This is a genomic window from Fusibacter sp., assembly GCF_057447755.1.
On sequence record NZ_JBVBZF010000002.1, the window covers coordinates 13,987 to 27,144 of the forward strand.

Sequence of the window (13,158 nt, forward strand, 5' to 3'; positions counted from 1 at the left end):
TTAATGGCGATAATTGAAATGAAATCACTGAGCAAAATCTATGGACAAAATAAGCTTTCTGTTAAAGCGGTCGATGAGATTGATTTTCTTATTGAGGAAAATGAGTATTTAGCAATTACCGGACCTTCTGGTTCAGGGAAATCGACCCTCATGAATATTATAGGATGCTTGGATCGTGCGACGAGTGGACATTATAAACTAGACAATATTGAAATCCAGACTTATCAATCAAATGATTTGGCTGAGATTAGGAATAAAAAAATCGGATTTGTCTTTCAATCCTTTAATTTGATTCCACGTATGTCAGCCTTTCAAAATGTGGAATTGCCTTTAATCTATGCCAACATACCAGCAGGCGAGAGAAAGAGAAGAAGTGAAGAAGCGCTGAAAATAGTTGGCTTGGCTGATCGGATGACGCATAGACCCAATGAGCTTTCTGGTGGACAGAAGCAAAGGGTGGCGATTGCCAGGGCTCTTGTGACCAATCCTGCGGTCATTTTAGCGGATGAACCCACTGGAAACTTGGATTCTCATTCTACTGAAGAAATATTGACCTTATTCAGAGACTTGCATAAGCAGGGAAAAACGATTATTATTGTCACACATGAAAAAGAGGTTGCAGATCAAACGGATCGTAATATTCTCATTCGAGACGGCAAAATTGTTGAAGATTATAAGGTTGTTAGAAATGAGGTTGCCGTATGAATTTAATGGAGTCTTTTAAAATTGCGATTGCCTCCATCTTGAGCAATAAGTTCAGATCTTTCTTAACCATGCTGGGTTTGATTATTGGGATTTCTTCAGTTGTGACCATTATCGCCATCGGAAACGGATCACAAAATTCAATCAAATCTCAATTGGATGATCTAGGAACCAACATCATTACACTACAACCGAGCAGGGGTGTTCGCTTGACTGAATCCGAAAAATTAAATCTCTCTGATATAGAAGCCCTTAAGATCAAATTTAAAGATGAAATTTTGGGCATTGTGCCTCAAATAAGTACAAGTGCCACAATACTCGAGGATGTTGAGGATACAAGTTTGGCACTGACATCTTCTGGGGATAATTTGTCGAGCTTAGAATCACTCAATATGCTTTATGGTAGAGAATTCACTGAAGAAGATATCAGTCAAATGAAGAGTAATATTATTATAGACAACGATCTTGCAGATGAGATATATGGCGCCTCCCAGTTGGCTCTTGGGCAACAATTATTTTTCAATTCCCAGTACAGTTATAAAATAATTGGCGTATATGAAAAAGAAGATTCTAACATGGGCTATAGTACACAAAAAGGCTATGTGCCATATACAACCCTTCAAAAGAACTACAATGTCGGTATGAGTTTTAACAGTGTCAAGATTGCACTCGATAGCGGTGTAAATTCAACTGAGTTTGGTGAAAAAGCAGTAAAATACATCAGTGCTAAGAAGGGAAATACGGATGAGAGTAAATATACGACGTTTAGTTTAGAGGCCCAGATTGAAATGATCTCATCTGTAATGAGCTCTGTAACACTTCTTATCACTGCCATAGCAGCAATTTCACTCTTAGTTGGCGGCATAGGTGTTATGAATATCATGCTTGTTTCTGTAACGGAACGTACAAGAGAAATCGGAATCCGAAAAGCTCTAGGTGCGAAATACAATAATATCCTAATGCAATTTTTAATTGAGTCTGTTGTTGTTTCGGGCTTAGGTGGTATAATAGGGACTATATTAGGGATTGTATTTTCTAAAATTGCTGGAAATGTCATGTCGGTTGAAGCGTCTGTGGATATTTATGCTGTATTACTTGCAACCCTATTCTCAGCGACTATTGGTATATTATTTGGTGTCTATCCTGCAAGTAAGGCGGCAAAGCTCGATCCGATAGAGGCATTAAGATACGAGTAAATAAAATGTTGGATGAAAGGATTTATCATGAAAATTAAGGGGCATTCATTGCGAAAAAAGGCTTTGATGACATTTTTGATGACCAGTGTGATATTTATTATCTTAATCACACTAGCTTCTCGGCTCTATATCAATTATGTGACTTCAAATTTCATAGAAAACAGAGAATACTCCAACGATTTTATTTCTGGTGAGTTCTCTAAAATCATCAGATTTTATGTGGAAAAAGACCCCGATAAACTGGTGAGTTCTGATATTCTAACCTTGTACTCATCTCTAGAAGATAAGACCATGATGACCATTATCTATGATGATCACATTATTTATGGAAAGACCTTTTATGTTGAGTACATGGCGCAAGAAGCCGCTATGAAAGAAGTGGTGGATATCTTCAGTACTGAAATAGAGGGAAAGTCCATGGTCATGATACAGAAGAGACCTGATCCTAAGGGGGATCCCAAAGGTGTACCTATTCCCTTTAGAAGAGTGGACCAATTTGCGACATTTGCCTTCATCAGCTATTTGCTCGTATTAATTGTGATTTTCATGTTTTTCATCAATCGAATTTTAAAGCCCCTTGAAGATGTAAAATTGGCGGCAAATGAAATTAAGAAGGGAAATCTTGATTTTAAAATCACCTATACGAAACGTGATGAAATTGGGGCTGTTTTTGATGCGATAGAAGAGATGAGAAATGAGCTCAAAGAAGCATCGGATATTCGAAATCAATATGAAGAAAATAGAAATGAACTGCTCTCTAATATTACACATGATTTGAAAACGCCAATTACTTCAATTAAGGGTTATGTTGAGGGCATCATAGATGGTGTTGCAGATACGCCAGAAAAGGTTCAAAAATATGCTAAGACGATCTACAAACACTCTGTTGATATGGATGCATTGATTAATGATCTCTTCTTGATGTCCAAACTTGATGTGGACCAAATGGCATTTAATTTTGAAACCTTCAGCTTGGATGAATTTCTTACAGACTGCTATGAAGATTTTTATTTTGACTTGTCTTCAAAAAATATTGAAATAAAATATGATAATTTAACAAGCGGTCAGAATATGATCGAAGGGGATCGTCAAACCCTTAAACGGGCCATGATTAATTTGATTCAAAATAGCATACACCATTTTGACAAGGAAGATAAGCAAATTCATATTACTTTATCTGAAGATGGAGATAAGGCTGTTATCACGCTTAAGGACAATGGGAAAGGTATACCCGAAGATCAAATCAAAGCAATTTTTAAGCGATTTTATAGGATTGATGATTCTAGGAGTTCTGGATATGGGGGCAGTGGTATCGGCTTATCCATCGTTGAGAAAATTATTGAAAAGCACAATGGCAGAGTAGAGGCAAAAAGTGAATTTGGTAAATGGACTGAAATGATTATAACAATACCAAAGATAGATAGGAGTCCTATATGAAACGAATTTTAATTATTGAAGATGAACTTGATATTGCAGAACTCGAACGCGATTATTTGGAGATCAACGGTTTTGGCGTTGATATCATTTCAAATGGGAGTGAAGGCTTAAAAAAGGCGGTTCAGAATCAATACGATCTTATAATACTGGACATTATGCTTCCCGAAGTCGATGGATATAAGATTTGCAAAGCCTTGCGTCCAGTGGTGGATATTCCCATTATCATCGTTTCTGCAAAAAAAGATGAAATAGACAAAATTAGGGGCTTGGGCATTGGTGCGGATGACTATATAACAAAGCCCTTTTCACCTCAGGAGTTGGTTGCACGTATTAAATCGCACTTATCGAGATATGAGCGCTTAAAATCCAATAATGTGACACATCAAAAGGAAATTCATTATAACACACTCCGCATTGAACCCGAGACAAGACGTGTCTTTTTAAAGGATGAGGAAGTCACCATGACCACTAAAGAGTTTGATCTATTACTGTTCTTAGCGTCAAATCCTGAGATTGTGTTCAACAAGGATTATTTGTTTGAAAAGATTTGGGGCATGGATTGTGTGGGTGATGTGGCTACAGTAACGGTCCACATTCGTAAAATTCGAGAAAAAATCGAAATCAATCCTTCTGACCCCCAATACATTGAAACTTTATGGGGTGCAGGCTATCGATTCAAAAAAAATACGCTTTGACAAAATTGACTGGTTTTGTTATCCTTTTAAATAGTAACGAAGCCAAGAAGGTTTCACTTTGAACTTTGAACTCTGATTTATGATTTATGATTAATGATTACAATAAACCCATGAAGGGCAAAATACGCCCTAAGTGGGTTTTTTTATAGTGGAGGGACTACATATATGCATATGGCAGATGCACTGATATCGCCAGTGGTTGGCGGAGGTATGCTTTTAACGACCCTGGGCGTTTCAGCTTACTCAATCAAGAACTTAAAACTCGAATCTAATGATTACAAAATACCCCTGATGGGGGTAATGGGTGCTTTTATTTTTTCAGCCCAAATGATAAATTTCACAATCCCTGGGACAGGCTCAAGTGGGCATCTAGGTGGTGGTCTTTTATTGGCGATTCTACTTGGTCCAGAGCTTGGATTTTTGACATTGGCAGCAATTCTGCTCATTCAAGCCATGATGTTTGGTGATGGGGGCTTATTGGCCTATGGGTGTAATGTATTTAATCTGGGGTTTTATACCTGCTATGTAGCTTATCCTTGGATTTATAAGCGAATAGTGGGTAATGCACCAAATGAAAAAAAATTGTTTTGGGCGAGTCTAATCGCTGCTGTGGTAGGACTACAGTTTGGTGCTTTTAGTGTCGTGCTCGAAACTTTCTTATCTGGAAAGACGGCTTTGTCAGTGTCTAAGTTTTTAATGCTGATGCAGCCGATACATCTTGCCATAGGAATCGTGGAAGGCCTTATTACAGCTTCAATCCTAGTGTTTTTATGGAAGGCAAGACCAGAACTAATCACGTCGGTGGAGAATGACAAGCCCAAGTTTAGACGTGTCATTTTTACAGGCCTTATAGTGGCATTAATGGTGGGTGGCATGTTATCAACTTTTGCTTCAAATCACCCTGATGGTTTGGAATGGGCACTTGAAAAGACGCTTATTAGTTCCCAAGAAGGATCAAGTGTAGAAAATTCGATTTTAAATAATATACAATCTAAAACTGCCGTTCTAGAGGACTACAAAGTCCCTAATGTTTCAGGAAGTGAATATGTAATAGATGCTTCAACGGGGATGGCGGGGCTAATAGGTGTGGTTTTTACCTTTATGATGGCAGTTATAATGGGCTTATTGATCCGAACAAGCAAGAAATACATGGCGAAGATGAAAAGGGGTTAGGCATACCATGAATAATGCTGAAGCTACAATTGAAAAATTTAGACAACTGGAAATTTTATCAGAAGGTGAAACAATCATTCATAAATGCCATCCACTCATAAAATTAGTCACAACGGTTATTTATCTCACTGTGGTGATTTCTTTTAAGCCCTATGACATTTTAGCCTTAATGCCATATCTGGTCTATATAGTTATAATCAAAGAACTTTCAGAGATTCCAATTGTGGTCATTTGGGATAGATTAAAGATCATATTGCCTCTGATTATTGGCATGGGAATCTTTAATCCCTTGCTGGACCCTAATAAGCTGATGGTGTTTAATTTGAGTATGTCTATGGGCTGGATTTCATTTTTAAGTCTACTCTTTAAAGGTATATTAACAATTTCGGCAATGATTTTGTTAATTGGCACAAGTGGGATAAATGGGATTACCTATTCATTAAAGCTCTTACGTTTACCGGATTTCTTTTTAATGACATTTAGTCTGATCTATCGATATATCGGCATTCTTCTGGAAGAGATTTTCAGAATGAGTACAGCCTATTCACTGAGGTCGAAACGCCACCAGGGTATCAAAATCAGAGAATGGGGAAGCTTTGCCGGCAATCTTTTATTGAGAACGATTGAAAGGGCTGAGCATGTTCATAGGGCCATGTTGGCTAGGGGATTTAAGGGTCAATTTTATATTAGGAAATATAAAGTTCTAACGAGAATGGATGTGTTATATCTGATGGGTTGGACATCCTATTTTCTTTTTTTTAGATTAAGATAAGACTATGTATATTAAATATGGTGATGTGAAGTCAAAATAAAATGTGATACATTTAAAAGTTAGTGGGTTCAAAAGGCTTTGACGATCTCACTTGGAGGGCACTTATGATAAAAATCAATCATTTAAAATACAAATACCCCAATGGATATGATGCGATTAAAGATTTATCTATGGCAGTATCCCGTGGCGAACATATAGGTATAATTGGAGCAAATGGCGCTGGGAAGTCAACGCTTCTGAATCTCATAATGGGACTCTTTCAATGTCAATCGGGGGAAATAATTATCGATCAGATCCCCATAACGACAAAAAATATGAAAGCCCACTTAAATCAAATTGGTATGGTCTTTCAAAATCCAGACCATCAATTATTTATGAATACTGTCTTTGAGGATGTTGCCTTTGGTCCCTTTAATGAGGGCTTAAGCCATGAAGAAATTGAAAAACGTGTGGATGAAGCTCTTGATGAAGTAGGGATTAGCCACTTGAAGGACAACTCTACCTTTAAACTATCAGGTGGTGAAAAGAGAGCAGTCGCAATTGCCACAGTTTTGTCCATGAAGCCAGAGATATTGCTAATGGATGAGCCTGCGTCCAATTTGGATGCTAAAACGCGTAGGCGATTAATCAGGTTAGTCAAGCAGTTGCCACAAACAATCTTGATTACCAGTCATGATTTAGATTTTATTTTCGAAGCGACTAAGCGTGTGATGGTCATGGAAGGCGGTAAAATCATCCATATTGGTGAAACCCATGTTCTACTTAGTAATCAAGAACTATTAGAAAATTGTGGTTTAGAATTGCCATTAAGGTTACAAGGTTGTCCAATTTGTAGTAAAATATAAACAAACGAATGGACAAATTTTGTAGCAATAGAAATGGGAGGTCACACATGAAAATCGCTGTTATAGATGGGCAAGGTGGCGGGATTGGAAAGGCTTTGGTAGAAGCAATCAAGTCGTCGCAATTAATGGAAAAAATAAAACCGGAATCGGTTGAAATATATGCTTTTGGGACAAATGCCCTTGCAACATCCCTTATGATTAAAGCCGGTGCACAATTTGGCGCAACCGGTGAGAATTCAATCCTAGTAAATGCATCAAAAATGGATTATATTATGGGCCCCATCGGTATAATTAGTGCCAATGCCCTTTTGGGTGAACTGACGCCTAAAATGGCGGAGGCAATATCCTCGGCAAGTGCAGATAAAATACTCATCCCCATTCACAGATGCAATATTAAGGTTGCTGGGGTTTCATCCAAACCGCTCAGTGCCTATGTGGAAGATGCGATTGAGTATCTCATATCAGAATGCGAATCCGATTGTTCGTGATCACGAAAGAAAATATTTGTAATAAATCTACAAAAGTATACTGCTAGTATACTTTTTTATTTACTTTTTGAACTGACTTGATAAAATGAATGTGTAAGACAAAGTACATATTCATTGGAGGTTAATATGTTTTTCTTTGAATCAATTCCATTTTTATCACTGGTCATGTGGTTCGTCGTTTTATTTGCACTAATTTTATTAAATGAAGTCGCTAGGTCTAATAAGTGGATTTCATTAGGCTTGTTCTTGGTACTTCCTACGGTTTTGACATTTACTGTATGGCAAAAAACAGCAGGACCAGGGACTAGTGTTGGAACTTGGTTCCATTGGGCAAAGGTCTATTCCTCATTAGCGGGGTGCTTAGGATTTATGGCTATTAGGTTTATCAAGGGGGCATCCGAGAAAAAATGGGTTTTATATTTTCCAGTAGCAATTCTTTCGCTCAATATTCTAGAGGCGGTTATTCGAGATTTCCAATGCTACAACCTAAATGGCTTAGTTGATGGTGTTGTAATGGTGGGTGGTCCTTGGAATATTATGAATGGTGTGGCTGGCATTCTCAACATTATTACCCTTTCTGGCTGGCTGGGCATATATATTACTAAGGATAAGAAAAAGGATATGATCTGGCCTGATATGATGTGGTTTTGGATTGTAGCCTATGATCTTTGGAATTTTGCATATGTCTATAACTGTGTATCTGATCATGCCTTTTATGCAGGTGCAGCGCTTTTGTTATCATGTACAATTCCAGCTTTTTTCATAAGAAAAGGGGCTTGGCTTCAACATAGAGCACAAACCTTGGGTATTTGGATGATGTTTGTCATGAGTTATCCAAGTTTTGTTGATACATCAGTCTTTGCCGTAAAATCATCGCACAATCCTAAAGCCTTGTTTTTAGTGAGCTTTTTATCACTAGCAGCCAATGTAATGGTATTTGTTTACCATTTCAAGCGTATTTTAGAAAAAAAGAAAAATCCGATTCGTGGCGAAGTATACCAGGAGCTTCATGCCTATTAGAAGAGGCATAATTTTCCTTGATATTTATTATAGATTTGTTATTATGAGTGTATCGAAATAAATATCAAAGAGGTTTTTATGGAGCAAAAACGTTACGCTGAAGGTTTACTTATGGGCGGTGCTGCTTTTACTTTATGGGGATTGCTACCACTTTACTGGAAGTGGATGAGTGTCATTAGTCCTTATGAGATATTCGTACAAAGGGTGGTATGGTCATTTGCTTTTGTCGTTTTAATTCTGATATACAAAAAACAGGCAGGTGCTTTTTTAAACTTAATAAAAAAAAGAGATAATTGGCTTAAAATAGTGGGGCCAGCATTTTTCATTTCAATAAACTGGTTGGTTTATATATGGGGTGTCAATAATGGCTTTGTTATTGAGACCAGTTTGGGCTACTATATTAATCCCTTGGTTTTAACCTTATTTGGTGGCCTTTTCTTCAAGGAAAGACTTACAGGTTTGCAGAAAGTGGGTATAAGCTTTGCTGCAGTGGGGGTTATCGCAAAAACTTGGATGTATGGTAGGGTGCCAATCATCGCCCTTGTTTTGGCATTTTCATTCGCAATTTATGGGCTTTTAAAGAAAAAATCAAGTTTGGACTCCTTAAATGGGCTCGCATTTGAAACTTTGATTGTGGGGATTCCCTCGAGCTTCTACTTGGTTTTTATTGAAGGTTCAGGTGGCGGAATTTCTGGCAATCTCCCAAGTGTATATTGGTTTTATATTGCACTAAGTGGCATTGTTACAGCAGTACCCTTGCTCTTATATGCAGAGGGCACAAAGCGCTTGCCTTTAAGCGTAGTGGGGTTTTTACAATATATTGCACCTACGATAGGCCTTGTATTGGGTATATTCGTTTTTAAAGAAGCCTTCGACCTTGAATCGTTATTGGCATTTGTCTTGATTTGGATTGGCCTAGGATTTTTTACCTATTCTCAATATAAAATATTAAGTCAAAGGCAATCCTAAGACTGGGTGGGCATATTGGAATAAAAAGGTAATTAAATTTTAATAAATGTATAAAAAACTTTACGCTTTTGGAGAATGACTTTAAAGGTGTAAAGTTTTTTTGACAATAGGGCAAAAATTCATTTTCTTAAAGCGGAGAATGTATCACATTCTTTACACTGTTATGCTAATGTTTCGTTAAATAAGTGTTGAAAAGGCTTTAATAGTGCTTGTTTTAGTCTATATAGGGTGATTTGGATTTGGCATTGAACTTGCGTATTTATTAGTATAAATTCATAAATTGAGAGGTTATTATGTCGCAAGTTTTAGAACAACTGGTAGCATCTGCACCCTATTTAAGTCAGTTAAGCTTGAAAGAAATTGCAATTGCAGTAACAGATCGAAATCAATATCTAAAATATGTGCCCGGTAAGCAACTCAACCACAATGTAACAGATGGTCAAGTATTAAAAAGTGGCTCACTAGTGGATTTGGCAATGAAAAAGCGGTCTAAGCAATACGCTGTCGTTGACGAAACGCTGTTTGGTATTCCCTATATTGGTGTTGCAATCCCCGTAATCGATACTGAGACGGATGAAGTGATTGGTAGTCTATTTCTAGGTGAAAGCACTGAAAAACAAGAAATGCTGAAGTCTATGGCCAAGGAACTTTCAGATAACATTTCTGAGGTCAATGCTTTTACCCGCGAAATACATTCTAAGTCCGATCGATTTTCGGGGCTTGCACAGCAACTTTTAAATGTCGTATCGGTTTTCAATCAAAAAATCACAGAAATAAATAAAATTACAACAGTAATCAATAATATTTCAAAACAAAGCAACATGCTAGGGATAAATGCAGCAATTGAATCTGCGCGTTTAGGTGAACAAGGGAGAGGCTTCGCAGTTGTGGCAGAAGAGATTAGTAATTTATCTAAGAGGAGTTATGATTCTATTTCAGGTATTACTGAAATCACCCAAGGCATTCAGTCAGATAGTGAAATCATACATCATGAAGCTAATATGGTAAATCAAATTTCTACTGAAATCACTCAAATTTTAAGTGAACTTTCAGGTGCAGTTGAAGGCATCTATGGCATGGTAGAAGAGCTGACAAGCTTATCTGAACAGCTGTAGATTAATCTCGAATGTAGAGTGATTATTAGAATTTGCGTCTAATTTAGATCAATATAAAAACCACGTCAAGTAAAATGGACGTGGTTTTATCGTGTTGATATCAGTTGGGTTTCAGGATATCAGTTAAATATCGTCATCAATCCAAATCGTTGATGGACTGCTTAAGGTCGTACATTCGATCATCTAAATTTGATATGAGATCAGCACATTCCTTTAATTGCTTTTGAATACTTTTAGGCGCTTTTTCTCGATATTTATAATAGATTTTATGTTCAATACTGGCCCAAAAATCCATAGCGATGGTTCTAATTTGAATTTCAACTCTTGTTGGGACAATGCCACTACTTAGAAAAACGGGATATTCAATGTGAAGGTGAAGACTTTTGTAACCATTGGCCTTTGGATTTTGAATATAGTCTTTTATTTCAACGATCTTAAAATCATGTTGTTTTGAAAGTAAATCGACGACATTATAGATGTCCGCAGTAAATGTGCAAATAATTCTGATGCCAGCAATATCAAAAATGTTTTTTTTAGCATTTTCAACTGTTGGCTCTAGGCCCAGACGCTCAAGCTTTTCGGTGATACTGTTTGGTTTTTTTACTCGGTACCGTATATGCTCGATGGGGTTGTAATCGTGAATATTTCTAAACTCTTCATCTAGAATTGAGAGCTTTGTCCTTATTTCGTCCACGGCAAACTTATGTACTAAGAGTAGGTCTCGCCATGGTTTCATTTCTTCCGTCATCAGTGCTTCATACATTACCGACACTCCTTGTGTTTTGATTTAAGTACATTATACCTTGATTTAATGATTTTGTCACATGGTGATAAGGCGTATTCCTGTCTTGTAACCAGTATTTTTTTGAATTATTATGTACGTTCATAAGTGATTAATGCATCCTTAAACTTTCTCAGGTATTATTAGAATAAGAGGACATTTTAATGAGGGGGACATTTGAAATGAAGTATTTTATTGATGGATTGCTCTTAGGGATTGCCTATGTGGCACCTATTGGCGTTCAAAATTTATTTGTTATAAATTCGGCGATCAAAGACAATCGATGGCGTGCTCTGTTAACGGCCTTTATCGTCATATTTTTTGACATCACTTTGGCGCTTGCTTGTTTCTGGGGTGTGGGGACACTTTTGGAAAAATTCTTTTTGCTTAAAATGATCGTATATCTAGTAGGTGGGGTAGCTGTTGTTAAAATCGGACATGGTCTGATTAACGCCGAGGTAAAAGTTGAAGAGGGTTCTAATACTGATATGTCAATGAATAAGGTAATTCTTTCGGCATGCTTGGTGACCTGGTTTAATCCACAGGCTCTAATAGATGGCTCTTTGTTGCTTGGTGCATACAGAGCATCACTTGAGACTCAGTTTGCTGTATTTTTCATATTGGGTGTCTGTCTGGCATCTATGACATGGTTTACGGGACTTTCCAGTATTATCGCAACGTTTAAACATCAAATGAGCCATAAAGTGCTCTTAATTATCAATCGCGTTTGTGGTGTAATCATCGTATTCTATGGTTTGAGATTAATTTATAACTTCTTAGAAAACGCATTTTAGGCCTTAATGTATAGTGTTAAATCATATGTAAACCTCATTTTCTTATGAAATGAGGTTTTTTTACGGTATATCATTTGTTTTTGAGCAAGAATTTTCAGCTTTCGAAAAGCGGTTAGATACGGCAAAATAAGGTTTTGACCTTAAATGATCGGTATGAATAAATGTATGTAAAAAGTTAGTAGCTTCATAAATTAGGGTATATTTATACAGATGAATAAAACATTTGATTAAGGTTAGACCTCACGTCAACAAAACAAGGGTTTAGAGGAGAAAAGATGAAAGAAGCTCTTTTTTATAAAAAATTGGAATCCAACCAAGTTTCATGTGAACTTTGTCCGCATCATTGCATCGTGGCACCTAATGAGACTGGAAGATGTAATGTTCGCAAGAATATTGAGGGTAGGCTTTATAGCTTAAACTATGGCAAGGTTTCTGGCCTTGCTGTTGATCCGGTTGAAAAAAAGCCCCTCCATTTTTGGAGGCCTGGTAGTCAGATCTTGTCTTTTGGCACATTTGGCTGTAATATGTCTTGTAAGTTTTGTCAGAACTTTGATATTTCCCAGAATGTACCGAATTATCAAATTGTTATGCCGGAAGATATCGTAACTGAAGCTGAAAGATTATCACTTCAAGCCATTGCCTATACTTATAATGAACCCACTGTTTTCTATGAGATGATGCTTGAAACCGCAATTTTGGCAAAGAAAAAAGGCATTGCTAATGTATTGGTTTCAAATGGTTTCATTAATCCAAAACCCTTAAAAAAGCTGATACCGTATTTAGACGCCGCAAATATTGATGTCAAGACCTATGATAAGGGCCTTTATAGAGCTGTATGCAGTGGAGAACTCGATCCAGTTCTAAGTACAGTCAAATTACTTACACAGGAAAAAATTCACACTGAGCTCACTTGTCTCTTGGTGCCAGGACTCTTTGAAGACCTGACGCTGGTTGAAGCCTTTTTCAAAAATCTGAGAGATGTCGCAGGCGATGTACCGATCCACCTCAGCCGATATTTTCCAAGATATTTATACCAAGAACCACCAACGGATATTGGTAAGATGTTGGAAATTCAATATATTGTTCAAAAGTACTTTTCATATGCTAAGCTTGGAAACATTTATTAGGAAAAAGCCTCAATGGATTTTATAAGCTTTATCTGATGGTACAT

General features: G+C 37.1%; 14 protein-coding genes. 13 read left to right on the forward strand and 1 reads right to left on the reverse strand.

What is annotated here, in order from left to right; translation table 11 throughout:
- The first annotated feature begins 3 nt into the window (after window positions 1-3).
- The 11 genes from AC220I_RS02895 (at window position 4) to AC220I_RS02945 (ending at window position 10,412) form a co-directional block, all read left to right on the forward strand.
- Window positions 4-705, forward strand: a complete 702-nt coding sequence (locus AC220I_RS02895) for an ABC transporter ATP-binding protein (protein ID WP_486722311.1) — start codon at window positions 4-6, stop codon at window positions 703-705.
- Complete coding sequence (locus AC220I_RS02900) at window positions 702-1,898, forward strand: ABC transporter permease (RefSeq protein ID WP_486722312.1); 1,197 nt, start codon at window positions 702-704, stop codon at window positions 1,896-1,898. Before AC220I_RS02895 ends, AC220I_RS02900 begins: the two co-directional genes overlap by 4 nt.
- Before the next feature lie 12 nt (window positions 1,899-1,910).
- Window positions 1,911-3,335, forward strand: coding sequence for a sensor histidine kinase (locus AC220I_RS02905; protein WP_486722313.1), 1,425 nt, complete (start codon window positions 1,911-1,913; stop codon window positions 3,333-3,335).
- A complete protein-coding gene (locus tag AC220I_RS02910) occupies window positions 3,332-4,030 on the forward strand; it encodes a response regulator transcription factor (protein ID WP_486722314.1) in 699 nt (232 codons plus the stop codon). Before AC220I_RS02905 ends, AC220I_RS02910 begins: the two co-directional genes overlap by 4 nt.
- Before the next feature lie 165 nt (window positions 4,031-4,195).
- Entirely contained in the window at window positions 4,196-5,203 is a 1,008-nt protein-coding gene (locus tag AC220I_RS02915) for an energy-coupling factor ABC transporter permease (protein ID WP_486722315.1), read from the forward strand.
- Between the two features lie 7 nt (window positions 5,204-5,210).
- Window positions 5,211-5,975 carry a cobalt ECF transporter T component CbiQ gene (gene cbiQ, locus AC220I_RS02920; RefSeq protein ID WP_486722316.1) on the forward strand — a complete coding sequence of 255 codons (765 nt, stop codon included), beginning with the start codon at window positions 5,211-5,213 and terminating at the stop codon, window positions 5,973-5,975.
- Window positions 5,976-6,079: 104 nt separating this feature from the next.
- Window positions 6,080-6,820, forward strand: a complete 741-nt coding sequence (locus AC220I_RS02925) for an energy-coupling factor ABC transporter ATP-binding protein (RefSeq protein WP_486722317.1) — start codon at window positions 6,080-6,082, stop codon at window positions 6,818-6,820.
- Between the two features lie 47 nt (window positions 6,821-6,867).
- Complete coding sequence (locus AC220I_RS02930; protein WP_486722318.1) at window positions 6,868-7,308, forward strand: DUF3842 family protein; 441 nt, start codon at window positions 6,868-6,870, stop codon at window positions 7,306-7,308.
- A 126-nt stretch (window positions 7,309-7,434) separates the two neighbouring features.
- Window positions 7,435-8,328 (forward strand): DUF5692 family protein, encoded by an 894-nt coding sequence (locus AC220I_RS02935; protein WP_486722319.1) that lies wholly within the window; start codon window positions 7,435-7,437, stop codon window positions 8,326-8,328.
- Window positions 8,329-8,406: 78 nt separating this feature from the next.
- Entirely contained in the window at window positions 8,407-9,297 is an 891-nt protein-coding gene (gene rarD, locus AC220I_RS02940) for an EamA family transporter RarD (protein ID WP_486722320.1), read from the forward strand.
- 293 nt (window positions 9,298-9,590) lie between these two features.
- Window positions 9,591-10,412, forward strand: coding sequence for a methyl-accepting chemotaxis protein (locus AC220I_RS02945; protein WP_486722321.1), 822 nt, complete (start codon window positions 9,591-9,593; stop codon window positions 10,410-10,412).
- A gap of 136 nt (window positions 10,413-10,548) precedes the next feature.
- Here AC220I_RS02945 and AC220I_RS02950 read toward each other — a convergent pair whose 3' ends face one another.
- Window positions 10,549-11,175, reverse strand: a complete 627-nt coding sequence (locus AC220I_RS02950) for a GTP pyrophosphokinase (RefSeq protein WP_486722322.1) — start codon at window positions 11,173-11,175, stop codon at window positions 10,549-10,551.
- Between the two features lie 200 nt (window positions 11,176-11,375).
- Between AC220I_RS02950 and AC220I_RS02955 the strand changes: the two genes are divergently transcribed.
- Complete coding sequence (locus AC220I_RS02955; protein WP_486722323.1) at window positions 11,376-11,987, forward strand: LysE/ArgO family amino acid transporter; 612 nt, start codon at window positions 11,376-11,378, stop codon at window positions 11,985-11,987.
- 275 nt (window positions 11,988-12,262) lie between these two features.
- Window positions 12,263-13,114, forward strand: coding sequence for an AmmeMemoRadiSam system radical SAM enzyme (amrS, locus tag AC220I_RS02960; RefSeq protein WP_486722324.1), 852 nt, complete (start codon window positions 12,263-12,265; stop codon window positions 13,112-13,114).
- Window positions 13,115-13,158 lie beyond the last annotated feature (44 nt).

What these genes read in the sequence shown, in the direction of transcription:
- AC220I_RS02905 (WP_486722313.1), top strand. Translation starts at nt 1,911, where the DNA reads ATGAAAGGATTTATCATGAAAATTAAGGGGCATTCATTGCGAAAAAAG.
- AC220I_RS02895 (WP_486722311.1), top strand. Translation starts at nt 4, where the DNA reads ATGGCGATAATTGAAATGAAATCACTGAGCAAAATCTATGGACAAAAT.
- cbiQ (WP_486722316.1), top strand. Translation starts at nt 5,211, where the DNA reads ATGAATAATGCTGAAGCTACAATTGAAAAATTTAGACAACTGGAAATT.
- AC220I_RS02930 (WP_486722318.1), top strand. Translation starts at nt 6,868, where the DNA reads ATGAAAATCGCTGTTATAGATGGGCAAGGTGGCGGGATTGGAAAGGCT.
- AC220I_RS02910 (WP_486722314.1), top strand. Translation starts at nt 3,332, where the DNA reads ATGAAACGAATTTTAATTATTGAAGATGAACTTGATATTGCAGAACTC.
- AC220I_RS02950 (WP_486722322.1), bottom strand. Translation starts at nt 11,175, where the DNA reads ATGTATGAAGCACTGATGACGGAAGAAATGAAACCATGGCGAGACCTA.
- AC220I_RS02935 (WP_486722319.1), top strand. Translation starts at nt 7,435, where the DNA reads ATGTTTTTCTTTGAATCAATTCCATTTTTATCACTGGTCATGTGGTTC.
- AC220I_RS02945 (WP_486722321.1), top strand. Translation starts at nt 9,591, where the DNA reads ATGTCGCAAGTTTTAGAACAACTGGTAGCATCTGCACCCTATTTAAGT.
- AC220I_RS02915 (WP_486722315.1), top strand. Translation starts at nt 4,196, where the DNA reads ATGCATATGGCAGATGCACTGATATCGCCAGTGGTTGGCGGAGGTATG.
- AC220I_RS02955 (WP_486722323.1), top strand. Translation starts at nt 11,376, where the DNA reads ATGAAGTATTTTATTGATGGATTGCTCTTAGGGATTGCCTATGTGGCA.
- AC220I_RS02900 (WP_486722312.1), top strand. Translation starts at nt 702, where the DNA reads ATGAATTTAATGGAGTCTTTTAAAATTGCGATTGCCTCCATCTTGAGC.
- AC220I_RS02925 (WP_486722317.1), top strand. Translation starts at nt 6,080, where the DNA reads ATGATAAAAATCAATCATTTAAAATACAAATACCCCAATGGATATGAT.
- rarD (WP_486722320.1), top strand. Translation starts at nt 8,407, where the DNA reads ATGGAGCAAAAACGTTACGCTGAAGGTTTACTTATGGGCGGTGCTGCT.
- amrS (WP_486722324.1), top strand. Translation starts at nt 12,263, where the DNA reads ATGAAAGAAGCTCTTTTTTATAAAAAATTGGAATCCAACCAAGTTTCA.